Source organism: Leisingera sp. S132 (assembly GCF_025144465.1).
GTDB lineage: Bacteria > Pseudomonadota > Alphaproteobacteria > Rhodobacterales > Rhodobacteraceae > Leisingera.
The window spans coordinates 2,498,061-2,521,241 of the sequence record NZ_CP083553.1 but is presented as its reverse complement, the minus strand read 5'-3'; the positions used below and the strand labels follow the sequence as shown (position 1 = coordinate 2,521,241).

Here is a 23,181-nt window from a genome sequence, read left to right as displayed (position 1 = left end):
GGGATCAGTCCCGCTGCTGCGGCAGGATCAGGTTCAGAAGCAGGCCCGCAACACCGGAGAGGCCGATGCCCGCGAGGGTGAAGCCTTCGCCGAATTGCAGGGTCAGGCCGCCGAGGCCGATGATCAGAACGGTGGAGATGATCACCATATTGCGGGCCTCAGAGAGGCTTTCGCCCAGTTTCGCGAGCACCGACAGGCCAACCACGGTGACCATGCCAAAGAGCAGGATCATGATGCCGCCCATCACCGGCATCGGGATGGTCGAGAGCGCGCCGGAGAGCTTGCCCGCAAAGGACAGCGCGATAGCGAAGATGGCGGCCCAGGTCATGATCGCCGGGTTGAAGGCGCGGGTCAGGGTGACGGCGCCGGTCACCTCGGAATAGGTGGTGTTGGGCGGCCCGCCCAGAAGGCCCGCGGCGGCGGTGGCGAGGCCGTCGCCCAGCATGGTGTTCTGGATGCCGGGTTTTTCCATGTAGTCGCGCTTGGTCACGCTGGAGATCGCCATGATGTCGCCGAAGTGCTCAATCGCGGGGGCAATGGCGACCGGCAGGATGAACAGGATGGCGGCGAGGTTGAATTCAGGCGCGACAAAGCCCGGCACCTTGAACCAGGGGGCATCCGCCAGCGGGGCGGTGTTGACCAGCGCCTCGCCAGAGACGGCGCCGATGACCAGCGCGGCGATGTAGCCCGCGGCGACGCCAGCGAGGATCGGCACCACCCGCATGATGCCGCGGCCCAGGATCGCCGTCAGCATAGTGGCGCCCAGCGAAATGGCGGCGAGCAGCAGGGCGGTGTTGCGCGGCATCACCTGGGTGTCACCTGCAAGTCCGGTGGCCATGTTGACGGCTACCGGCGCCAGCGACAGGCCGATTACCATGATGACCGGGCCGACCACCACGGGCGGCAGCAGCCGGTGCAGGAAGCCTGCGCCAAAGGCGCGGATGGCAAAGGAGAGCGCCACGTAAAGCAGGCCCGCCGCCGCAAGGCCGCCGGTGGTCGCCGCCATGCCCCAGGTCTGCACGCCGTAGATGATCGGCGCGATGAAGGCGAAGGAGGAGGCCAGGAACACCGGCACCTGGCCGCGGGTCACGATCTGGAAGATCAGCGTGCCAAGTCCTGCGGTGAACAGCGCGACGCTGGGGTCGAGGCCCGTCAGCAACGGCACCAGCACCAGCGCGCCGAAGGCGACAAACAGCATCTGGGCGCCGACAAGGGCTTGTTTCGGGGTGAATTTGTAATCTGCGCTCTGGCTGGGGGGCGCGGAAGTGTGATCGCTTGCGGAGGTCATTTTCGGTCTTTTCCCGGGTCCTTGAAGTCTTGCCGCGGCAGGCTGATACAGGTGCCGCTGGCAAAATTGTGCTGCTCCTAAACGGAAAATCCGGCTTTGACCATCCGGTCAGAAGGAGAAACCGCAGGCGCCGGACAGGGTGTCGCAACAGGGGCCGGGAGATGCCGGTTTTCTGCAAGCCGCGGCGGCGCCGGGCGGTTGTTCTGGTGGGGAAATGTTGCCCGGAAACCTTCTTCATGACCCAGCAGACCGACCCGCTTCTCCAGCCCTTGCAGCTGCGCCACCTGACCTTGCGCAACCGGATCATGAGCACGGCGCATGCGCCTTCGTTCCAGGAGGGCGGCCATCCGCGCGACCGCTACCGGCTGTACCATGAGGAGAAGGCGCGGGGCGGCCTTGCGCTGACGATGATTGGCGGCTCGACCAATATCGCGCCGGACAGCCCGTCGGTGTTCGGTCAGCTTTATGCGGGCGATGACAGTATCATCCCGTGGTTCCAGAAACTGACGGGCGGGGTGCGCAACCATGGCGCGGCGGTGATGTGCCAGATCACCCATATGGGCCGGCGCACCGCCTGGGATGACGGCCACTGGCTGCCGGTGCTGGGGCCATCCGGGCGGCGGGAGCGGGCGCACCGGGCATTTCCGAAGGTGATGGAACAGGAGGATATCTCCCGCGTTATCAAGGATTTTGCCGCCGCGGCAGAGCGCTGCCGGCAGGGCGGGTTCGACGGGATCGAGCTGTTGTCTCACTCGCATTTGCTGGGGCAGTTCCTGTCGCCGCTGGTCAATTGCCGGGAGGACGATTACGGCGGGTCGCTCGACAACCGGCTGCGGCTGACGCTGCAGGTGCTGGAGGCGGTGCGCGCGGCGGTGGGGCCGGATCTGATCCTCGGCATGCGGGTCACGGGGGATGAACTGGCGGAGGGCGGCCTCAGTGCCGCCGACTGCATCGCAGCCGCGCAGAAGATCGCCGCCACCGGCGCGGTGGATTTCCTGAACGTGCTGGCGGGTGCGCCGTATGACGATCTGGGACTGGCGGGCTGGGTGGCGCCGATGGGGATGCCCGCGGCGCCGGATCTGACTGTGGCGGGCGCGATCCGCGCGGCGGTGGATCTGCCGGTGTTCCATGCCGGGGGCGTGGCCGATATCGCCACCGCCCGCCATGCCATCCGCGATGGGCAGGCGGACATGATCGGCATGACCCGGGCGCATATGGCCGACCCCTATCTGGTGCAGAAACTGCAGCGCGGCGAGGAGGAACGCATCCGGCCTTGCGTGGCGCTGGGCTACTGCGTCGACCGGGTTAATCAGGGCAAGCCTGCGGTCTGCGGGCATAATGCGGCGACGGGGCGCGAAGCGGTGATGCCGCATGTGATCTCCCCCGCGCCGGAGCGGCGCAAGGTGGTGGTGGCCGGCGGCGGCCCGGCCGGGCTGGAGGCTGCGCGGGTGGCGGCGGAGCGCGGCCATCAGGTGGTGCTATTCGAGGCCAGCGGGCGCCTGGGCGGCCAGATTGCGCTGGCGGCCAAGGGCATGACCCGGCGCCAGATCTGGGGCGTGGCGGATTGGCTGATCCGTGAGGTGGAGCGGCTGGGGGTGGACGTGCGCCTCAATACTTACGCCGAAGAAGAGGATGTGCTGGCGGAGGCCCCGGATGCGGTGATCGTGGCCACCGGCGGCTGGCCGGAGGCTTTGGACATTCCCGGCGGGCCTCTGGTGACGTCCAGCTGGGAAGTGCTGAGCGGCGAGGCGCGGGTTGCGGGAGAGGTGCTGCTCTTGGATGAGGCCGGCGATCACGCCGCGCTGGTCTGCGCGGATGTGATGGCGCGGATGGGCTGCGCGGTCACCCTGGCGACGCCGGACCGGATGGCGGGGCACGACCTGGGGCCGACGAACTCTGCCGTGGTCCTGCGCGATCTGACGCGGCAGGGGGTGCTGTTCGAGAGCCTGCTGGAGCCGGTGTCTGTGGCCGCCGAAGGCAGCCGCAAGCGCATCACCCTGCGCCATGTGCTGACCGGAGAAGTGCAGGAGCGGCTCGCGGACCATGTCGTCTCGGAGCATGGGGTCACGCCCGCCGAGGACCTGTATCACGCGCTGAAGCCCGGGTCGCGCAATCTGGGGCAGCTGGATCATCAGGAGATGATTGCAGGCCGCAGCCCCTTTGCGCAAGCGAACCCGGCGGGGGCATACTGGCTGGCGCGCGCAGGCGACGCGGTGGCGGGGCGCAATATCCATGCCGCCGTCTATGATGCGCTGCGGCTGTGCAAGGATCTCTGACGCCTGCCGCATCGCACGCCCGCAGCGCGCCGTCAGGCGCGCTGCGATGCCGAACGCCTCGGCCGCGCAGCTTTGCTGCACGGTCAGGGGGCGGGAGACCCGGCTGGCGGTTCAGTTGCTGCGGAAAAATGCGACGACTTCCGCGATGATCTGCTGGTGTTTGGCGGCCCGCTCTGCACCGCCGCCGCGGCAGATGATTTCGTCGCCGGGCTCTTCGGCAGCCAGAATGGTCTCTCCGGCGGGCGTGCAGACGCCCAGAAAGTCGAAATGCGAGAGCGTCTGCGGCTCGATGTAGCGCAGGCTGGCCGCGGGCAGGGCCTGAACCAGTGCCCGGGATTCGATGTCCAGCGTCAGGCCGGAGTTCATGACGGGCGCGCCGTAGACCAGCATCGGGCGGGTGATCCGGGCCAGGCTGTCCTTGGTCAAGCTTTGGGTGCCGCCGAGGTCGAACAGCGCAAAGCCCTTGATCCGGGGATCGGACAGATCTGCCTCCATGCGGGCGCGGTCCTCAGGCGTTTCGGCGATCTTCCAGCCCTTCAGAATGCCGCAGACCAGGTCGCCGGGCAGCTGGCTGCAGGTGTGGGCAAACCTCTCTGCATCATAGCGCGCGCCGGCCAGCAGTGCTGCGGTGAAGCCGCCCAGCGAGTGCCCGGCCATATAGATGCGGTCCGGTTCGGTGAGGCCCTGCCACTCCGGCGCGGCCTGCAGGTGGTCCAGAACGCGGGAGATGTCGCGCGGGCGTTCCCACAGCTGGCGGCTGAGGTCCGGCTCGCGCGACCAGGTGGAGGTGCCGGGGTGACTGATGGCCGCCACGGCAAAGCCTTGCCGGGCCAGCGCCGCGGCCAGCCAGGCCTGGTTCAGGGCGTTGCCGTACATGCCGTGCGACAGCACCACCAGCGGGAACGGACCGGGGGCCGGCGCTGCGCCACGCGCCGCCTGCGGCGCTTCCCAGACCTTGCTGTCATAGAGCGGCGTCAGCGGGGGCGCGCCTGTTGCGGGATACCACAGCAGGCCCTCCAGCGGGCGGCTGTCCTCAGTGGCGGGGATCTTCAGCTCCTGCAGGCCGGGCAGGTAGGATTGCGCCGTGGCGGCGGCCGCGGTGCAGAGGAAGGCCAGGGTAAAGAGAAGGGGTTTCATAAACGTCTCCGGGGTGTGTTTCCAATGCCCCTGACCCTGGGCGGCTGGCGCAATTGCAGCAATGCCTCCAGCGGCTTATAGCTGTCCTGAAACCTGATGCAGGACAGGACAGCAGGGAAAGAGGACAGATGGACAGCAGCACAATGCTCTCCCTTCCGCTGCCGGTGATGACGGCGGCCCTGTGCGGCGCGCTGGCGGTGCTGATCTGGCGGGCGGAGCTGGGCTGCCGCCGGGCGAACCTGCTGTTTGCCGCCTTTTTTGGTCTCTCCGCCCTGGCGGCGCTGCTGGTCGGCTTGCGGTTCGGCTATGGAATCAGCGCCCTGATCCCGCTGCAGCGCATCCTGCCGGTGTATTTCGGGCCGCTGCTCTATCTGGGGTTTGCGGCGCTGGCACCGAAGGGCGGGCGTTTCTTCCGCCAGGCAGCCATGCATCTGGCAGCGCCGGCCGCCGGGCTGGCCCTGTTCTGGCTGCTGGTCGCGGACCTGCGGTATCTGGACTGGCTGATCAGCGCCAGCTACCTGGGGTATGCGGCGGCCCTGACCGGGCTGTGGCGCAAGGGGCCTGATGCGCTGGCGCAGGCGCGGCTGGACCGGGCAGGCCAGCTGCACCGCTGGATGCTGCGGGCTGCCGGGCTCTTGGGTTTTGTGCTGCTGCTGGATACCGCGATTGCCGCCGATTTCGCCCTGTTTGGCGGTGCCCATGTGCCGGCGCTGATCTCGGCGGGGACGGTGCCGCTGCTGATCATGCTGCTGGCCGCGCTGTCTGTGCTGCCGGCAGTGTTTGCGCCGCCGCGCCGGACGCCGGCTGCCGCCGCGCCCGGAAGTGAGGCTGCCCGCACCGAAGCAAGGCTGCGGCAGCTGCTGGACCGCGAACAGCTGTATCTTGATCCGGACCTGTCGGTGCAGCGGCTGGCCCGGCGGCTGCACATCCCGGCGCGGGACCTGTCGGCAGCGGTGAACCGGACCCAGGGCGTGAACGTCTCGCAATATGTGAACGGCTTCCGCCTGGCCCATGCGGCAGAGCTGCTGGCCGCCAGCGAGGGCAGCGTGACGGAGATCGCCGCCCGGTCAGGCTTCCTGTCGCGGTCCAATTTCTACCGCGAGTTCCAGCGGGTTTACGGCGAAACGCCGGCCGGGTACCGCAAAACCCGGGCAGAACAGGACGCAACCGCCTGACCCAGCGCCGGCCCGCAGCGCGCCGCAAGGCGCGCTGCCATGCCCAACGCCTGTCCGGCGCAGCTTGCCTGCGCGGAAAAGGGGGCGGGAGGCCCTGTTCAATCAAGTGAAACAGCTGCGTTCTGCAGCAGGGGCCCGTGCGCCTTTGGCACAGGCTGGCGCGCCGGGCATCCGGCGCGGGGTCAGGCGATGATGTCCGGGGTCAGCCGGTCTTCGATCAGGGCGATCTTGTCCTTCAGGATCAGCTTCTGCTTTTTCAGCCGCCGGATCGTCAGCTGGTCGGCGGTGCCGCGCTCTTCCAGCGCGGCGATGGCCTCGTCCAGATCGCGGTGCTGCCTGCGGAAAACCTCGAGCTCGACCTTCAGGACCTCGTCCGTCTTCATCGACACATCTGTGGGTGCATTCATGGGGGACTCAATCGGGCTTATGAATGAAGTGAGAATGAAGATACTTCGTTAAGGGCTTTTCCGCTAGACCTATGGGCACATGGTCTTGTGAATCCATAAAGAACTTCCCATATTCTTGGGGAAGCGGCTGCCGGTACCGGGGCCGCGGATATCCGTCGCTTTGGCATAAAGGACGAACAGCGTGTCGAAACTAACCTTGGGCTCTTACCCGCATATGCTGGGGTTCGAGCAGCTGGAACGCCTCCTGGAACGCTCGGCAAAATCGGGCAACGAAGGCTATCCCCCCTATAATATCGAACAGACATCAGACCATTCCTACCGCATCACCCTGGCCGTGGCCGGTTTCGCCGAGGAGGATCTGGCGATCACCGTCGAGGACCGCCAGCTGGTGATCCGCGGCCGCCAGCGCGACGACAGCGAGGGGCGGGTGTTCCTGCACCGCGGCATCGCGGCGCGCCAGTTCCAGCGCATGTTCGTGCTGGCCGATGGCGTCGAAGTGGGCGAGGCGGTGATGGAAAACGGGCTCTTGCATGTGGATCTGACCCGTGCGCGGCCTGAAACCGTGGTTCAGACAATCAGTATCAGAAAGGGGTAAGAGCAATGCACACACCGTTTGACTTCAAGGATTCCGGAGACCGGACCGTCTATGTGAAGGCGGTTGCGGTGGCAGATCTTCCCAAGGACGTGCAGGCAAACGCCGGCGGGCGCGAGCTGCTCTATGCCGTGCATGATGCTGAGGGCGGCCAGCTGGCGCTGGTGGCTGACCGCAGCCTGGCCTTTGTGCTGGCGCGGCAGAACGACATGACACCGGTGCCGGTGCACTAGGCGGTTAGAGTCAGGTCCAGTCCGCGGCCTGTTGCAGAGCCAGCGGATTGACTCCGGGGGTTTGGCCCCCATGATGCGGAAGGCGGGCGCTGGCCCGCCTTTTTTGATGCCTTTCAAGCCGGGAGATGCAGATGGCGCGCTATGAGTTCGACTGGGTGGATGCGTTTTCGGACCGCGCGTTCGGCGGCAACGGATGTGCGGTGGTGCACGGCGGGGCGCATTTGCCGGAAGCGGTCTGCACCGCTTATGTGCGGGAGACCTCGCTGGTGGAATGCACATTCACCGGCCCGTCGGAGGTGGTGGATGTCAAGGTGCGCTACTTCCTGGCCAGCCGCGAGATTCCCTTTGCCGGCCATCCGACCATTGCCACGGTGGCGGCGATGCGGGACCGCGGGCTGATCGCGGGGGACAGCCTCACCCTGGAGACCGGCGCCGGGATCGTGCCGGTGAAGCTGGACGGCGATCTGATCGAGATGACGCAAATTGCGCCGGAGTTCGGCCCCTTTGCCGATCCCGCGCTGGTGGCGGCGGCGGTGAGCCTGCCGGTGGAGGCGATCGTGGGGCAGCCGCAGAAGGTCTCCACCGGGCTGCCGTTCTGCGTCACCGTGCTGCGCGACCGGGCGGCTCTGGAGGCGGCGGAGCTGAACCTGGAGGCGCTGGCGGACTTGGGCAAGTCGCTGGGCGCCGATGGCATCGACATGATGGAGCCGTTTCTGGTCACGCTGGAAGGGGCGACGGCGGCGGGAGACACTTTCTCGCGCCTGCTGATGGCGCCGCCGAGCCCGCCGGAGGATCCCTTTACCGGGTCGGCCACCGGGGCGATGGCAGCTTACCTGTGGACGCATGGCCTGATGGACAAGGCCGGGTTCACCGCCGAGCAGGGTCACGGGCTGGGCCGCCCGGGCCAGGCGCGCGTGGAACGGATCGGCGCGCCGGATGCGATCGAAGGCGTGCGGGTTGCCGGGCAAGGTTTCGTTCTGATGCGCGGCACGGCGGATCTGCCGGAGATGGTGTAGCTGAGGGCCGCCGGGGGCTGTCCCTGGCGGCCTGATCCCTCAGGCTGGCCATTTTCAGTGCCGCGCTGGTCCTAGCCGCCGGTCAGAAGGGCGGCGATCACCCCCTCTGCCTGCAGGGCGGCTATGGCGCGGTTGAACTCCTCCAGATGCCGGGAGGCCCCCGAGGCTTTGGACAATCCGAAATGGGATGTGCGGCTGTCAATTGGCGTGGCCATGCGCCGGGCCTTGTCCTGCCAGCCGGCCGTTACCAGGATGTGCCGACCGACCGCTGCATCCGTTGCCACAAGGTCCACGCGGCCGAGCACCAGAAGCTCCATCAGGGTCTGGATATCCCGGGCGCGGGTAATGCCCTGCCGGCTTTCAAAGGCGGTCTCCATGCCCTCGTCCACATAGGAGCCCGTCAGCATCCCGAGCCGCAGATGCGAGATGGTGCTGAAGCTGCCGTCCCAGGCAAAGCCCTCCGGGAATTGATCCGGCCGGTGCCAGAGGACCGATTGCTCGTCAAAGGTGGCGTCGGTGAACGCCATGTATTCCGCGCGGTCAGGGTTCGGGAAGAGCGGCAGAACCCCGTCCATGGTGCCGTCGCGGGCCTCTTGCTGGCATCTTTTCCAGGGCAGCAGGGTCACCGTTGCGGTCAGGTTTTCAATCCGCGCGGTGACGGCCTCCAGCAGCGCAACCTTCAATCCGCCGCTGGCCGGCCCGTATGTGCCCAGGGTGTAGGGCGGATAGGGATCGTAGCAGAACTGCAATTCCTCGGCCTGGGCTGCGTGCGCGGCAAACAGGAAGCTGAGCAGAAACGGCGCAATTTTTGACACAACAGGTCTCCCTTACGGATGCTGGATATGCTTTAACATGAATGCCTTAATATGATATCAACCCTGAGTGGATATCAAGGCAAGGGCATAAGGGTACAGAGTTGACCATTGCGGATGATCAGAACGGGCAGGCTGCTGCCGCCAGCTCCGGCGGGTGGACACCTTGGTTTCTTGCCTCTGCCTGGGCCGAAGGGCTGCGCAGCACTGTCGCGCGCAGGTTTGCCTTTTGGACGATCCTGTGCAGCACGGTGCTGGCGCTTTTGATGACGTCCGCCCAGCTGGCTGCTGACTTTCACCGGGAAAAACGCGATCAGGATGCGGCTCTTGGCAAAATCGAAGTGTCCATTTTGCCCAGTCTGGCAGAGAGTGTCTGGCTGCTTGATGACACTTTGATCCGGACCCAGCTTGCGGGGATTGCCCGGATTGAGGGGGTCAGAAGTGCCGAGATTACCGGGGCCGGGATCTCCTACCGCACGGTGGGGGAGGCATCCGCAACGGGGTACCGTATTGAACTGCCGATCCTGCGCCAGGTGAATGGCAGGACAGACACTCTGGGCGTGTTGACGGTCCATGCGGACTATGCCCGCATCTGGGGCCTGGTCCTGAGCAGGGCGCTGGTCATCCTGGCAACCAACTGCCTGAAGACAGCGGTAGTGAGTCTGGCGATCCTGCTGATTTTCCGGCACCTTGTCGGGCGCCATCTGTCCAGCCTGTCCAGATTTGCCAGCAGCTATGACCCGGAGGAAAAGGGGCAGAGGCTGGTGCTGGATACGGCGCGGTCCTTTCCGGGCGGCGGCACGTCCGAGTTCGACACCCTGGAGGCGGCCATCAACGGGTGGAGCGAGGCGTCGGAAACCTATGCCGAACAACTGCGGAACGCGAACCAGGAGCAGGCGGAGTTTACCTATGCCCTTTCCCATGACCTGAAGTCGCCGGTCAATACCATGGCGATGCTGATCGATGAGCTGGCGGAAGCCGGCGCGCTGGGCGGGGAGGAGCAGGAAATCCTGGGTGACATGCGAGCCACGAATGCGCGGATGGGGGCGCTTGTGGATGATGTGCTGGGGTATGCCCGGCTTGTCCAAAGCGGTTTTGAGGCTGAAGGCGTGGATCTTGCAACGCTGGTTCAGGACGTGGTCAAGGATCTGGCGGCGGACATCCGGGCCGCAGACGCCAGCATTGAGACAGGCCGCCTGCCGGTGGTCTGCGGGCACCCGGCGCAGCTGCGGCTTTTGTTTCAGAACCTGATCGCCAATGCGGTCAAGTTCCGGAAGCCGGGTGTGAAACCCATTGTCCGCCTGACTGCGGAAACCCGGGCCGAATGTTTCGCCGTCACAGTGGCGGACAACGGCATCGGTGTTCCACAGGAGCACCGGGACAAGATTTTCGGCCTGTTCAAGAGGCTTCATACGCGTGCTGCCTATGAGGGTTCGGGAATCGGCCTGGCCACCTGCCGCCGTGTGATCTCAAATCATGGCGGTGAGATTTCCATTCAAGACGGACTGGATGGCGGAACAGCCTTCCTTTTGAAACTGCCAAGGAGCTTTAATGACGAAACCCATTCAGCTGGCGGTTCTGATCGACGATGAGAAGATCGATCAGCGCCAGTACCAGCGCATCATGAACAAGTCGGGACTGGTGGAGGAGGTGCTGGGGTTCACCTATGCCGATGAGGCGCTGGAGCATTTGAAGGCCAACCCCCAGCTGGAAGTTGATGTCATCCTTCTGGATATCAACATGCCCAGAATGGACGGTTTCCAGTTCCTGGAGGCTGCGAGCCGGGAAATCGGCGAAGGCTTTGCCAAAAGCGTCGTGGTCATGATCACGACCTCGCTGAACCCGGAAGACAAGGCGCGGGCCATGCGTTTTGACGTGGTGAAGGATTTCCTGAACAAGCCTTTGACGGTGGAGCATGTGAAGCAGATTGCGGCACTGATCGCGTCACACTAGCCGTGCGGCCCTGGGCGGCAGCGCGGGCGGCCCTGCTGTTGCGGAAAGGAAACGGCCCGCCGGATGGCGGGCCGTTTGTGTTTCTCGCTGTGCCGTCAGGCTCAGGCCTTGATCAGGCCCATGCTTTCCAGCTTCAGCAGAACCTGGTGGGCGCAGTTGTCAACGTCGACGTTCTCAGTCTCGACCGACAGCTCCGGGTTGGCCGGCACGTCGTAGGGGTCGGAAATGCCGGTGAACTCCTTGATCTTGCCTTCGCGGGCCAGTTTGTAGAGGCCCTTGCGGTCGCGGCGCTCGCATTCCTCGATCGAGGTGGCAACATGCACTTCGACAAAGGCGCCGAACTGTTCCACGTCCTCGCGCACGGCGCGACGGGTGGTGGCGTAGGGCGCGATCGGGGCGCAGATGGCGATGCCGCCGTTCTTGGTGATCTCGGACGCAACATAGCCGATGCGGCGGATGTTGAGGTCGCGGTGCTCTTTGGAGAAGCCCAGCTCGGAGCTGAGGTTCTTACGCACGATGTCGCCATCGAGCAGGGTGACCGGGCGGCCGCCCATTTCCATCAGCTTGACCATCAGCGCGTTGGCGATGGTGGACTTGCCGGAACCGGAGAAGCCGGTGAAGAACACGGTGAAGCCCTGCTTGGAGCGCGGCGGCTTGGTCTTGCGCAGCTCGGAAACGACCTCGGGGAAGGAGAACCACTCGGGGATTTCCAGGCCCTCGGCCAGGCGGCGGCGCAGTTCGGTGCCGGAGATGTTCAGGATGGTGACGTTGTCGCGGTCTTCGATCTCGTCGTTCGGCTCGTACTGGGCGCGCTCCTGCACATAGACCATGTGTTTGAAGTCGACCATTTCGATGCCCATTTCGCCCTGGAACTCGCGGAACAGGTCCTGCGCGTCATAGGGGCCATAGAAATCGTCGCCGGCGGAGTTCTTGCCGGGGCCTGCGTGGTCGCGGCCGACGATGAAATGGGTGCAGCCGTGGTTCTTGCGGATCAGGCCGTGCCAGACCGCCTCGCGCGGGCCGGCCATGCGCATCGCCAGGTTCAAGAGCGACATGGAGGTGGTGGCGGCCGGGTATTTGTCCAGCACCGCCTCGTAGCAGCGGACGCGGGTGAAGTGGTCGACGTCGCCCGGTTTGGTCATGCCGACAACCGGGTGGATCAGCAGGTTGGCCTGGGCTTCGCGCGCGGCGCGGAAGGTCAGCTCCTGGTGGGCGCGGTGCAGCGGGTTGCGGGTCTGGAAGGCAACAACCTTGGTCCAGCCCAGCTTGCGGAAGTAGGCGCGCAGCTCATTCGGGGTGTCGCGGCGGGCGCGGAAGTCATAGTGCACGGGCTGCTGGATGCCGGTGACCGGGCCGCCCAGATAGACCTTGCCGGCCTGGTTGTGCAGGTAGTTGACTGCCGGGTGGGCATCGTCATCGGCGCCAAAGACCTTCTCGGCCTCTTTCGCCTTGTTCGGCACCCAGTTGTCGGTGACGGTCATGGTGGCAAGGATCACGCCTTCCTGGTCGCGCAGGGCAATGTCCTGGCCCGCGTCCAGCTTGGCGGCGAAGTCTTCGGACACATCCAGGGTGATCGGCATCGGCCACAGGCTGCCGTCGGTCAGGCGCATGGTGTCGACGACGCTGTTGTAATCAGCCTCGGACAGGAAGCCCTTAAGCGGATTGAAGCCGCCGTTCATCAGCAGTTCCAGGTCGCAGATCTGGCGCGGGGTCAGGTCCCAGCTGACCAGGTCGGCTGCTTCGACTTTCAGTTTCTGGGCGCTTTCGTAGGAGACATAAAGCTCAGGGATGGGAGCCAGATTGCTTTGCATCGGGTTGGTCCTGTGTTTGAGAGGGGGGAGGCCGCTAGCGGAGCCGGTGAGTTCCGCGTGCAGCGCATTGTATTCTGCGAGCTTGCGGGCAAGGAATTGATCGGTGAGCCGCACTTTTTCCGCCGCACCCCGGGTGGTCAGCGAATAGGCGAACCGCTGCCGCTTGTCCGGGCCGGGGCGGGCGCTGATGGTGATCAGGCCGCTATCGGCCGCAGCGCGCAACAGGGTGTTGAGCCGCCCCAGAGAAATCCCCACCGCGGCGGCGGTCGCGCGCTGCGAAGCATCCGGCGCCGTATCAAGCTGGCGCAGGAGGCGGAACAGCAGGTCTTCGCCTTCAGGGGTGGATATGGAAGCGGGTTCGGTCACGGGCGGCGGCAGTACGGTCAACGGGTTAAAAGTGTGTTCACGCGTGAACGCATTGCATGATCCGCCCCGGATGCAAAGCAGAAACTGGCGGCGGGCGGCGAAATTCTGCTGCGTTGCAGGGCTGCAACGGGAGCGGGTGGCCGGGGGGATTGTTCTCCCGCGGCGTGCCGGGCCGGATGGCTGGTGCGGCAGCGGGCTGCGGGGCAAACAGGTGTTTTGCGCCGGGGCCCCCGGGCCTAACGCTGTTCTCCGGCCAGGGTACGCGGCAGGGCGGCGGCATGGGGCACGGGCAGGGCGTCCAGCGGCAGGGACACGCCGCGCAGCTGGAAGGTTTCAAGCGCCAGATGGGCCGAATCATAGCCTGCGGCTTCCAGCACCTGGGCAGAGATCAGCAGCTCCACGCCCAGGTCCTTGGTCTTGGCCTCCAGCCGGCTGGCGGTGTTGACGCTGCCGCCGATGATGGTGCGCGGGGCATGGGCGGCGCTGCCGATCTCGCCCAGCACCAGATCGCCCAGGTGAATGCCGATGCCGATGCGGACCTCCGGTTCGCCGTCAGCGGCCAGTTGCGCGTTGAAGTCCTGCAGCGCGCTGCCGATGGCGGCGGCGGCCTCCAGCGCGGCAGCGGCGGAACGGGCAGGGGTTGCGGCCTCAAACAGTGCCAGCAGCCCGTCGCCGAGGTATTTGTCCACTGTGCCGCCCGCATTTGTGATGGCAGGCACGATGGCGTCAAAGAAGCGGTTCAGCAGGAACACCACGTCATAGGGCAGCTGGCCTGCGGTGCGGGCGGTGAAGCCGCGCATGTCGAGGAACAGCACCGCCAGCTGCTGCTCGCTGCCCTGGCTGGCATGGGCGCGGCCGCGGCGGCCGTCGGGGCGGAACAGGCGGGTGACGGTCAGCGGCGCCTGCGGGCGGATCTGGCAGGCCAGCCGCATGTTGGCGGGGGCCTTGACGCGTTCCAGGCTGCGGGCCTCGGGCGGCTCGGGCGGCGGCAGATGCTCGCCGCCCTCATCCAGCACCACGCGGCAGGTGGTGCAGCGCCCCTTGCCGCCGCAAAGCGAGGTGTGCTGGACACCGCCCGCGCGCGACATCTCCAGCAGGGTCATGCCGCGCTCTGCCCGGATTTCGGGGCCGAAGGCATAGCGGATGGTGACCGCCCGGCGGCGGCGGATGAGCTTGCGCAGAAGGTAGGATGCGGCAGCAAGACCGAGCAGCGCAAAGAAGATCATTAGCCACCGGCTTTCGGTTGCAAACATCTCGGCAAAGGCCTGCTGGCTGGGCCAGTTGAAGTCCGCCATCAGCGCGGCGCGCTCGGTGCCTTCGACAAACAGATCATAGATGCGGCGGCCCTCTGTCAGCAGGCCGGCAAAGGCAAAGGCGGGGATGAACACGGCGATGCCGGCCATCCAGGGGATCAGCGGGCGCCACCAGCGGGTGAGCCGCAGCCAGTAGTGCAGCCCCATGCAGCCGTGGATCCAGACTGCCAGCAGCAAAAGGCTCTGCTGCCAGATCTCGGGCGAGGCCCACATCAGGATGATCTGATAGGGCATCTCGTCATTGGTGCCGTAGACCTCGTGCGAGTAGCGGGTAAAGACGATGTGGGCGATTAGCTGCAGCGGGATCAAGAGGCCAAGCACGGTCTGCAGCGCCTCGCCCCAGCGCATCCGCAGGCTGCGGCGGCGGGCCAGGTTCCACAATGCCAGCCCGGCGTGCAGGATCAGCGAGGTGCCGAGGATCAGGCTGCCCAGCAGGCTGCGGGTGATCACCTGGCGGGCGTCCTGAAACTCATCCATCCATTCGGGTGAGATCAGCCCGAGGCCGATGTTGAGGAAATGGAAGAAGGCAAAGGTGAGCAGTACCAGCCCGGTGATGATCCGGGCGCGGGTGATCCAGTTGCCTTGCCAGAGTGCGCTTGCCACGGTCTGCCCTTCCGCTTGCCTGTTCTGCTGCCAAACTGGCCGCGGCGGGCGGGGCGGTCAAGCCAGAGGCTGGGTTGATTGCGCCCTTGGGCCTGTGCCACGGTGGCCGGGCATTGGTTTAACGGGGATTAATATGGTGTTGAATTTTCTGAAGGCTGCGCTGCTGGGTGTGCTGGCGCTGCTGTGGTCTGCGCCGCTGGCAGAGGCCGGGCGGCGGATCGCCTTGGTGCTGGGGAATTCGGATTATGAAAACGCCTCCTTCCTGCCCAACGCGGAGCGGGACGCACGCGATATCGCCGCGGCGCTGCGCAGCATCGGGTTCGAGGTGCATGACGGCTACAACCTGAGCCGCCGGGATACGCTGCGCCTTGCTCAGCAGGTCACTGGCCAGCTGCAGCAGGACGACACCGCGCTGTTCTATTACTCGGGCCACGGTGTGCAGCTGGGGGCAGAGAATTTCGTGCTGCCGGTTGATGTTGCAGGATCGGATGAGCCGGAGCTGAAGTCCGCCTCGGTAAGCCTGCAGGCGATCCTGCGCGAGATGGAGCTGCGCGCCGGGCGCAACATCATCGTGCTGGATGCCTGCCGCAACAACCCGTTCCAGTCGCGGATGGCGGCGCGCAGCCTCGGCGGCGCGGCGCGGGGGCTGGCGCGGGTGGATGCGGGCGTCGGCTCCTACATCGCGTTTTCCACCCAGCCGGGCAATGTGGCGCTGGACGGCAGCGGCCGCAACAGCCCCTTCACGGCGGCGCTGCTGCGGCATCTGCCGCGCAATGAGGACCTGCACGCGATGATGCGGCGGGTGCGGGCTGATGTGGTGGCGGAAACCGGCGGCAGCCAGGTGCCGTGGGAGAACTCGTCGCTGATTGACGAGGTCTATCTGGCGGCGCGCGGGCAGGCCGCGCCAGATCCGGCTGGCGACCCTGCTGCCGCCGTTCAGGCGGTGCCGTCCGGGCAGATCCAGCCGCGCGCGCAGCAGTTCGGCTACCGGGTCGCTGGACTGGACCCGAATGGGGACGGGTTCCTTGCCTTGCGGGACGGCACCACATCCGGTGCGCGGCGGCTGGCCAAGATGGTGGAGGGCACGCGGCTGGCGGTGCTGGCACAACGCGGGCGCTGGCTGCAGGTGCGGACCGAAACCGGGCTGGAAGGCTGGGCGCATTCCAACTGGATCCGCAAGGATGCCGCCGCCAGCGCCGCTGCGCCTGTTGCGCAGAACCAGTGCGACGCCCTGTGGTTTCAGCGCAATTCGATCTTTGCCCGCCGCGGCTATTGTTTTCAAAGCGCACGCGGGCAGGCGGCGTTTTCCAATGCGGGCTGCATTCCCGGCGTGCGCGCAGGAGAGGTGCCGCTGAGCGCAGCGGAGCGTGATGAGGTCAGCCGGCTGAAGGCACAGGAACAGCTGCTGGGGTGCCGCTAGGTTTCCGGGCGCGGAGCTGGTGCCCGCCGCAAAAGCGGGGTCAGCCCTCCAGCCCCCAGCCGTCCGGTGCAAACCCGTGGGAAAGGGCGGCGCGGGTGGCGACTTCCTCGCCGATCCAGATGCCGGTGGCAGAGATGATCTGATCGGGCAGGGTGGCGGTCAGACAGGCGGGGTCATCGCCCTCTGCCTCGAAGAACTGGCAGGCATAGCCCTCGCGGCTCAGCTCCTCTGCCAGCGGGCGCCAGTCGGCGCCGTCGCGGGCGGGGACGAAGACATAATCCACGTCCGCCACCTCCGGCAGGCCGTGTTCGGCCTGCAGATCGTTGAATGCCGCAACGGTTCCGGCCCGTTGCGCGGCGAAATCATGCGGCATCCCTGTTACTCCTGTTCCGCCAGGAAGCGTTCGGCGTCGAGCGCCGCCATGCAGCCCATGCCGGCCGAAGTGACCGCCTGGCGGTACTTGTGGTCGGTGAGGTCGCCCGCGGCAAAGATGCCGGGGATCGAGGTCTCGGTGGAGCCGGGCTTGACTTGCACATAGCCGCCGTTATGCAGCTCCAGCACGTCCTTGACCAGCTCGTTGGCCGGCGCGTGGCCGATGGCGACAAAGACGCCCTTGCAGGGAATTTCCTTCAGTTCGCCGCTCTGCACGTTCTTGACCACGACGCCTTCGACCCCCAGCGGGTTTTCGGTGCCGACGACCTCTTCCAGGGTGTGGAACCACAGGGTCTCGATCTTCTCGTTCTTCATCAGGCGGTCCTGCAGGATCTTCTCGGCGCGCAGTTCGTCGCGGCGGTGGATCAGGGTCACCTTGGAGGCGAAGTTGGTGAGAAACAGCGCTTCTTCGACGGCGGTGTTGCCGCCGCCGATCACCACGATCTCCTGGCCGCGGTAGAAGAAGCCGTCGCAGGTGGCGCAGGCGGAGACGCCAAAGCCCTTGAATTTCTCTTCCGACGGCAGGCCCAGCCATTTGGCGCGGGCGCCGGTGGCCAGGATCACCGCGTCGGCGGTGAAGGTGGTGCCGCTGTCGGCCTTGGCTACGAAGGGGCGCACGGAGGTGTCGAGCGAGGTGATGTAGTCGCCGATGATCTCGGTGCCCATCGCCGCCGCGTGCTCCTGCATCTTGATCATCAGATCGGGGCCCTGTACCTCGGTGAAGCCGGGGTAGTTCTCGACTTCGGTGGTGGTGGTCAGCTGGCCGCCGGGTTCGATCCCCTGGACCAGGATCGGCTCCAGCATGGCGCGGGCGGCATAGACCCCCGCGGTATAGCCGGCAGGCCCGGAGCCGATGATCAGAACCTTGGTGTGGCGCGTCTCGCTCATATGTGTGTTCCCCACGTAATGCAGCCTGGCGGGCGTGCCGCCGTCAGGCAATGCATATAGCGGCAGGGTGCGCGCTCTTAAACCCCCAAGGCTTGGCATGCGGCGGGATACAAATTTGCCGCAGGTTTGCGCATTGCGTCTTGCGCCTTTGCGGCACACAGAATATTGCGCGGCGATGAAACAATATTGCGCAGCCTGGCGGCGGTGCTATAAGAAACGCAAATCTCACAGGAGTTTCCGGCATGGTCACAACCCGTCTTGATCCGATTGATCGCAAGATTTTGTCGGAGCTTCAGGCCGATGGGCGGATGACCAATGTGGAGCTGGCCAAGCGGGTCGGGATTTCGGCGCCGCCGTGTTTGCGGCGGGTGCGGGCGCTGGAGGAGGCCGGGCTGATTCACGGCTACCACGCGGATGTGAATGCCCGCGAGCTGGGCTTTGAGGTGCAGGTCTTTGCCATGGTGGGGCTGGAGAGCCAGGCTGAGGCGGAGCTGAGCGCCTTTGAGGAGAAATGCCGCAGCTGGCCCCTAGTGCGCGAGTGCCACATGCTGAACGGCGAGGTGGATTTCATCCTGAAATGCGTGTCGCCGGACCTCAGCACCTTCCAGAGCTTCCTGACCGGCGATCTGCTGACCACCCCGAATGTGGCCAGCGTGAAGACATCGCTGGTGATCCGCGGCGCCAAGGATGAGCCGGGCGTGCCGTTTGAGGTGCTGGAAGAGCGGCTGGCGCGCGAGGCCTGAGGCGCGGCAAGGGCGGCCTGGTCAGAAGGCGGGCCGGACAAAGGCCGTGCCGGATAGAGGGCGGGCCTGATACCCGCCGCTCCCGGTTCACAGCATCGCAAGTCCCGGCTGGCTGATGCTGTCGGCCCTTGGGTGCGCCAGCGGTCCGAAGCCCTGGATGCTGTCGGTATGGGCAAAGAGATTCAGGAACAGCGTCTTGATCGCATAGCTGGCCAGCTTCAGCGCGTCCGGGCCCGGGTGGTAGGTTTCAAAGGCCAGGCCGCCGACGGTGATCACCGCGTGGCGCGGCAGGCAGAGGTGGTAAAGATCCACTGGCGCCGGCGGTGCGGTTTCAAAGATGCTCATGCCGTCCTGAAATTCGGAAGCCAGCGTCAGCAGCTGCTCGTCGCCCGCGCCTTGCAAATGCGGCGGCGTGCGCAGGAGGCGTGCGGCAGGGCCGGACACCAGGCTGGCAGAGGGTTTCTGCAGGCCCAGGCTGTCGGCCATGAAGCTGGTCAGGGTGCAGCTGCGGCCGCGGCTGCCGGAGCGCCCGGGCAGCACGCTGGTGCGGCCGATCCAGACCAGCGGCTGGCTGCCGCCGCCGAAGGTCAGGATCTCGTCGCCGGGCAGCAGATCCTCGACCGCAATCGGGCCTTGGGCGGTTTCCACCAGCGAGCCGCGGGTGAAGGCGCAGAAGGCGTCCTCGAACAGCGGCAGGGCCGGGGCGATGTGACGGGTTTCCGAGATGCCGCCGCCGGGCAGCAGGCAGCTGACCTCGTAGCGGCGCAGCTGCGGCTTGATGGTGCTGCGAAGTGCGGCGGGGTCCTGCAGGATCGCAGTGGCCTCGACGGCATTGGCTGCAGCCCTGTGCAGCGACTGGGGGATGGTCATGACAGCAGACCTTTCCTTTCAAACTGCCCGCTTGCATCGGCCCCCACCGGCAACACAGACGTGCTTGAACAATTTATGACACCAGCTTGCCCGGATTTAGCTCAAATTGTCAAAAAATCTGAAGCAAACTGGTTAATGCACTTGTTAAATCCTGCCGGGTGCTGACGCAGCGCCAGCGGTGTGCAGGACCAGGCCGGTTGGATGCCCCCTTGGCGGCTGGCCGGGCTGGCGCAGATGCGCCAGGGGTGGCCGCCGCAGGGGCATCCGTCCCCGGCGTTAACCCAGTTTGCGTACTGATCCCTGATGAGGCGCCTGGCCGTTGCTGAAACGGAGGGATCCCCAGGGCAGGGGAGCGGCGCCGCTCCTGGCGGAGCGGATGATCGAGGCAATGAAGCGCGTGTTCATTTTCATGGTCAGTCTGTCCTTCGCCCGGCAGGTCCGCCCGTCGTTTCGGGCGGCTGCAGTTTTGTCTGGTCTGACCTGTTTATGGGCAGCCTTTGCGCCCTGAATATGGCCCGCAAAGGGCATTTTAAGTCCCGCTGCAAGAGGACCTGCCGCTGCGCCGCGCGACAAGGCATTTCGGTATGCGGTTGAATTTATTCGAAAATACAAAGGCGTCTGGGAGGGTTTCCGCAACGGAAACAGCGAATACGGCGGATTTTATTAAAATCCGCCATAATTGGAGTGGTTGCTGGAAGCTTAAAGCCGGATGCAGGAGATCAGGCGTCCGTAGTCGGCCTCTTTCGCGTGGGTTGCACGGCGGAAGGAGTAGAATTTCCCGGCATCGGAATAGGTGCAGTGGCGGCTCCATTCCGCGGCGCCGATACCGGCCTGACGCAGCTTGTGGAGGCCAAGGCCGGGCAGATCGAACAGGTAGCGGTCGCCTTCGCCGTTGGCGAAGAAACGGGCATAGGCATCGTCCTGCCCCATGAAGTCGTCAAAGAACTCCGGGCCGACCTCATAGGCGCGCTGGGAGATTGTCGGGCCGATCACGGCAGCGGTGTTGCCGCGGCTGGCGCCGAGGCCTTCCATCGCGTCCAAGGTGGCCTCCAGCACCCCGTCCAGGGTGCCGCGCCAGCCAGCATGGGCGGCGCCGATGACGCCGGCCTTGGGGTCGTGGAACAGCACCGGCTGGCAGTCGGCGGTCAGGATCGAGAGCGCAATGCCCGGCACATTGGTGACCATCGCGTCTGCCCGCGGGCGGTCTTGCGTGGGTTCCGTCACCACCTGAACATCGGCGCTGTGCACCTGATGCACGGCGCTGAGGTGGTCCGGCGGCACCTCCATCGCGGCGGCGACGCGGTTGCGGTTGATCTGCACGGCCTCGCGCTGGTCGGTGGAGCCGAGGCCGCAGTTCAGGCCGCTGTAGATACCTGAAGAGGCGCCGCCCTTGCGGGTGAAGAACCCGTGCCGCACCGGGCCAAGCAGATCGGACGTGAGAATTTCAAGCGTCATGGTTAGCCATCATGGGTTCAATCCTGGCGGAGGGGCGGCCTGCGAAGGATAGAGGCCGAGCACTTTGAACAGGTTTCCCATTTCGCCGGGGTGCGTCAACCGCCGATGTGCCGCGATCAGGGTTTCCAGACCGTCCCCCTGGAGGGGAGCGGCGAGAGCGCGGGCGCGGTCCGTGATGCCGAGCCGTTCCAGGAACACCCCCTGCGGCGTGAGGCGGGTAAAGGCGCAACCGGCGGTTTTTGCGGCCAGCGCCAGCGCCTCGAAGTCCACATGCGCGGTCAGATCGGCCTCGCCCGGCGCTTGCAGCGGATCGGCGGGTTCATGCGCGCGCAAGGCCTGCAGCGTGTCTCCCAGTGCCCGCCAGTCGCCGTAGTCCACGATCAGCGCGGCGCCGCCATGGGCCGCGATTCGGGCGGCGATGGCCTGGATAACGGGGGCGGCGGCCTCGCAGATCTCGACCAGATCGCCGTCGCTTGTGTCCGCCAGGCGGTGGGCCAGCGCGGGCTGCGGCGCGGCGGGGCTGAGGCCGAAGGCCAGCGCGCCCTCCTGCAGGCCGATGCGTTTCTCGCTCCAGCCGTCGCCTGCGCGGAGGAACTGGCGCACGGGCAGGGCGTCGAAGAATTCATTGGCGGCGAGGAGCAGCGGCTGGTCCGGCAGGGCCTCTACGCTGTCCATCCATACGGGCGCATAGCCCTCCAGCGTGCTGGCCTGAACGCCGCGCAGGGCGGGGGAGGCTTCCACCAGGTGGATCTGCATGGCGGCGTGAAAGCCCGGCACGCCGCGGGTGGCGCGCAGGAGGTCGGCCATCAGGGTGCCGCGGCCGGGGCCGAGTTCCGCCAGGGTGAAAGGATCGGGCGATCCCTGGTCGAGCCAGGCCTGGGCAAGGGAAAGGCCCAGCAGCTCCCCGAACATCTGGCTGATCTCCGGTGCGGTGGTGAAATCCCCCTTGGCGCCCAGCGGGTCTCGGGTGGTGTAATAACCGAACTGCGGGTGCAGCAGGCAGTCGGCCATATACTCGGCCACAGAGATCGGGCCGTCTGCGCGGATGCGGGCAGTCAGGTGGTCCCTCAGGCTCATGCCGTGCTCCGGGCCGCTTGGCGGGCGCGGAGCAGGAACCAGAGGCCGATGGCGATCATCGGCAGCGACAGCGCCTGGCCTTGGGTGAGGCCGATGCCGTCAATCTGCCAGGCCAGACCCAGCGGGTTGCCGGGGGTGACGAACTGGGCATCCGGCTGGCGGAAGAACTCGACAATGAAGCGGGCGAGGCCATAGCCCGCCAGGAACACGCCCAGGAGCCGGCCGGGGGTGTGGAACGCATTGCGGCGCCAGGCGAGGTGCAGCAGCAGGGCGCCAAGGATCAGCCCCTCCATCAGCGCCTCGTACAGCTGCGAGGGGTGGCGGGCGCAGAGTTCGCCCAACGCCTGGCCGCAGTCCTGTGCTGCCTGGCCAGGGAAGGCGACGCCCCAGGGCAGATCGGTCGGGCGGCCCCAAAGCTCGGCGTTGATGAAATTGCTGAGACGGCCCAGCAGCAGGCCCGGCGCCACGGTATGGGCCACCAGATCGGCCATCTGCAGGCGCGGAATGCCGTGGCGCGCGGCGTAGATCCAAGAGGCGGCGATCACACCAATGAGGCCGCCGTGAAAGGCCATGCCGCCCTGCCAGATTTTCAGGATTTCCGCAGGGTTCGCCAGATAATAGTCGGGCTGGTAGAACAGCACGAAGCCGAGCCGTCCGCCGAGGATCACGCCGAGGATGATCCAGGTCAGCAGATCCTCCACCTGTTCCGGTTTCATCGGCGGCTGGTTTGCGGGCCAAAGGGCGGGGCGGCGCAGCGCGGCAACGGCCAGGCGCCAGGCGATGACAATGCCCGCGATATAGGCCAGCGCGTACCAGCGCAGGGCAAATTCGAAACTGCCGATGGCGATCGAGAAGATCTCGGGCGAGAGGTCGGGGAAGGGGATCATGGCCTGCATGTGCGACTGAATGCCTTTGGTCCTTGGGAGAAGTCAACGGCTTGCAGCCGCGCGCGTGCTTCCCCATATAGGAGGCAACCCCGAGACGGAGAAGAACATGCAGACCCGCAACAAGATCCTGGACGATATTTCGCAGCTGATGACCAATGCGATGGGCGTGGCCCAGGGCGCCAAGGATGAGGCGGACACCGCGCTGAAGGGCATGATCGACCGCTGGCTGGCCGACCGCGATTTCGTCACCCGCGAGGAATTCGACGCAGTGCGCGCAATGGCCCAGAAAGCGCGCGAGGAGAACGAGGCGCTGAAGGCCCGTCTGGACGCGCTGGAGGCGGCGCAGAAGTAAGACCAAGCGCTGGCGGGCAGGCTGACTGCCCTGCGGCGAATGAGAGCCTGCGGCAGAGCGGTCTGCGGCGGGCTT

Annotated in this window: 22 protein-coding genes; 10 read left to right on the top strand and 12 right to left on the bottom strand. The window is 66.1% G+C overall.

Annotated features, from left to right (window positions below):
• Positions 1-4 precede the first annotated feature (4 nt).
• Positions 5-1,288, bottom strand: coding sequence for a uracil-xanthine permease family protein (locus K3725_RS12505; RefSeq protein ID WP_260015651.1), 1,284 nt, complete (start codon positions 1,286-1,288; stop codon positions 5-7).
• 236 nt (positions 1,289-1,524) lie between these two features.
• On the opposite strand from K3725_RS12505, the gene K3725_RS12500 reads away from it, so the two are divergent.
• Positions 1,525-3,564, top strand: a complete 2,040-nt coding sequence (locus tag K3725_RS12500; RefSeq protein ID WP_260015650.1) for an NADH:flavin oxidoreductase — start codon at positions 1,525-1,527, stop codon at positions 3,562-3,564.
• 111 nt (positions 3,565-3,675) lie between these two features.
• Here K3725_RS12500 and K3725_RS12495 read toward each other — a convergent pair whose 3' ends face one another.
• Complete coding sequence (locus tag K3725_RS12495; protein WP_260015649.1) at positions 3,676-4,701, bottom strand: alpha/beta fold hydrolase; 1,026 nt, start codon at positions 4,699-4,701, stop codon at positions 3,676-3,678.
• 128 nt (positions 4,702-4,829) lie between these two features.
• Here K3725_RS12495 and K3725_RS12490 point away from each other — a divergent pair, with 128 nt between their 5' ends.
• Positions 4,830-5,876 (top strand): AraC family transcriptional regulator, encoded by a 1,047-nt coding sequence (locus K3725_RS12490; RefSeq protein WP_260015648.1) that lies wholly within the window; start codon positions 4,830-4,832, stop codon positions 5,874-5,876.
• Positions 5,877-6,058: 182 nt separating this feature from the next.
• Here K3725_RS12490 and K3725_RS12485 read toward each other — a convergent pair whose 3' ends face one another.
• Complete coding sequence (locus tag K3725_RS12485; RefSeq protein WP_039185773.1) at positions 6,059-6,283, bottom strand: YdcH family protein; 225 nt, start codon at positions 6,281-6,283, stop codon at positions 6,059-6,061.
• A 181-nt stretch (positions 6,284-6,464) separates the two neighbouring features.
• Between K3725_RS12485 and K3725_RS12480 the strand changes: the two genes are divergently transcribed.
• The 3 genes from K3725_RS12480 (at position 6,465) to K3725_RS12470 (ending at position 8,124) form a co-directional block, all read left to right on the top strand.
• Positions 6,465-6,878, top strand: a complete 414-nt coding sequence (locus tag K3725_RS12480) for an Hsp20 family protein (protein WP_019298576.1) — start codon at positions 6,465-6,467, stop codon at positions 6,876-6,878.
• 5 nt (positions 6,879-6,883) lie between these two features.
• Entirely contained in the window at positions 6,884-7,108 is a 225-nt protein-coding gene (locus K3725_RS12475) for a DUF1150 domain-containing protein (RefSeq protein WP_260015647.1), read from the top strand.
• 131 nt (positions 7,109-7,239) lie between these two features.
• Positions 7,240-8,124: a PhzF family phenazine biosynthesis protein gene (locus tag K3725_RS12470; protein WP_260015646.1), complete on the top strand. Its 885-nt coding sequence runs from the start codon at positions 7,240-7,242 to the stop codon at positions 8,122-8,124.
• A gap of 71 nt (positions 8,125-8,195) precedes the next feature.
• Here K3725_RS12470 and K3725_RS12465 read toward each other — a convergent pair whose 3' ends face one another.
• Positions 8,196-8,939, bottom strand: coding sequence for an ABC transporter substrate-binding protein (locus K3725_RS12465; protein ID WP_260015645.1), 744 nt, complete (start codon positions 8,937-8,939; stop codon positions 8,196-8,198).
• A gap of 101 nt (positions 8,940-9,040) precedes the next feature.
• On the opposite strand from K3725_RS12465, the gene K3725_RS12460 reads away from it, so the two are divergent.
• Complete coding sequence (locus K3725_RS12460; RefSeq protein WP_260015644.1) at positions 9,041-10,528, top strand: ATP-binding protein; 1,488 nt, start codon at positions 9,041-9,043, stop codon at positions 10,526-10,528.
• The gene (locus tag K3725_RS12455; protein WP_260015643.1) at positions 10,488-10,889 is read left to right on the top strand and encodes a response regulator; all 402 of its coding nucleotides are present in this window, start codon (positions 10,488-10,490) and stop codon (positions 10,887-10,889) included. The genes K3725_RS12460 and K3725_RS12455 overlap by 41 nt, the downstream gene beginning before the upstream one ends.
• Before the next feature lie 101 nt (positions 10,890-10,990).
• Here the strand turns inward: K3725_RS12455 and K3725_RS12450 are convergent, their stop codons facing one another.
• Both K3725_RS12450 and K3725_RS12445 read right to left on the bottom strand, forming a co-directional pair.
• Positions 10,991-13,066 carry a bifunctional sulfate adenylyltransferase/adenylylsulfate kinase gene (locus tag K3725_RS12450; protein ID WP_260015642.1) on the bottom strand — a complete coding sequence of 692 codons (2,076 nt, stop codon included), beginning with the start codon at positions 13,064-13,066 and terminating at the stop codon, positions 10,991-10,993.
• A gap of 236 nt (positions 13,067-13,302) precedes the next feature.
• Positions 13,303-14,982 carry an adenylate/guanylate cyclase domain-containing protein gene (locus K3725_RS12445; RefSeq protein ID WP_260015641.1) on the bottom strand — a complete coding sequence of 560 codons (1,680 nt, stop codon included), beginning with the start codon at positions 14,980-14,982 and terminating at the stop codon, positions 13,303-13,305.
• 133 nt (positions 14,983-15,115) lie between these two features.
• On the opposite strand from K3725_RS12445, the gene K3725_RS12440 reads away from it, so the two are divergent.
• Positions 15,116-16,402: a caspase family protein gene (locus K3725_RS12440; protein WP_260015640.1), complete on the top strand. Its 1,287-nt coding sequence runs from the start codon at positions 15,116-15,118 to the stop codon at positions 16,400-16,402.
• Positions 16,403-16,442: 40 nt separating this feature from the next.
• Here K3725_RS12440 and K3725_RS12435 read toward each other — a convergent pair whose 3' ends face one another.
• Together K3725_RS12435 and trxB are read right to left on the bottom strand one after the other, a co-directional pair.
• Entirely contained in the window at positions 16,443-16,775 is a 333-nt protein-coding gene (locus K3725_RS12435; protein WP_260015639.1) for a hypothetical protein, read from the bottom strand.
• Positions 16,776-16,780: 5 nt separating this feature from the next.
• Positions 16,781-17,722, bottom strand: a complete 942-nt coding sequence (trxB, locus tag K3725_RS12430) for a thioredoxin-disulfide reductase (RefSeq protein WP_260015638.1) — start codon at positions 17,720-17,722, stop codon at positions 16,781-16,783.
• A 242-nt stretch (positions 17,723-17,964) separates the two neighbouring features.
• Between trxB and K3725_RS12425 the strand changes: the two genes are divergently transcribed.
• Entirely contained in the window at positions 17,965-18,465 is a 501-nt protein-coding gene (locus K3725_RS12425) for an Lrp/AsnC family transcriptional regulator (protein ID WP_174146456.1), read from the top strand.
• A gap of 87 nt (positions 18,466-18,552) precedes the next feature.
• Here the strand turns inward: K3725_RS12425 and K3725_RS12420 are convergent, their stop codons facing one another.
• The 4 genes from K3725_RS12420 to lgt all read right to left on the bottom strand — a co-directional run bounded on the left by K3725_RS12420 (position 18,553) and on the right by lgt (position 22,763).
• Positions 18,553-19,335 carry a Hint domain-containing protein gene (locus K3725_RS12420; protein ID WP_260015637.1) on the bottom strand — a complete coding sequence of 261 codons (783 nt, stop codon included), beginning with the start codon at positions 19,333-19,335 and terminating at the stop codon, positions 18,553-18,555.
• A gap of 699 nt (positions 19,336-20,034) precedes the next feature.
• Positions 20,035-20,790: a peptidoglycan editing factor PgeF gene (pgeF, locus tag K3725_RS12415; protein WP_260015636.1), complete on the bottom strand. Its 756-nt coding sequence runs from the start codon at positions 20,788-20,790 to the stop codon at positions 20,035-20,037.
• Between the two features lie 9 nt (positions 20,791-20,799).
• Positions 20,800-21,867 carry a class I SAM-dependent methyltransferase gene (locus K3725_RS12410; RefSeq protein WP_260015635.1) on the bottom strand — a complete coding sequence of 356 codons (1,068 nt, stop codon included), beginning with the start codon at positions 21,865-21,867 and terminating at the stop codon, positions 20,800-20,802.
• Entirely contained in the window at positions 21,864-22,763 is a 900-nt protein-coding gene (gene lgt / locus K3725_RS12405; protein WP_260015634.1) for a prolipoprotein diacylglyceryl transferase, read from the bottom strand. The genes K3725_RS12410 and lgt overlap by 4 nt, the downstream gene beginning before the upstream one ends.
• A 97-nt stretch (positions 22,764-22,860) precedes the next feature.
• Here lgt and K3725_RS12400 point away from each other — a divergent pair, with 97 nt between their 5' ends.
• Positions 22,861-23,106, top strand: coding sequence for an accessory factor UbiK family protein (locus K3725_RS12400; protein WP_065270086.1), 246 nt, complete (start codon positions 22,861-22,863; stop codon positions 23,104-23,106).
• The last annotated feature ends 75 nt before the right edge of the window (positions 23,107-23,181 follow it).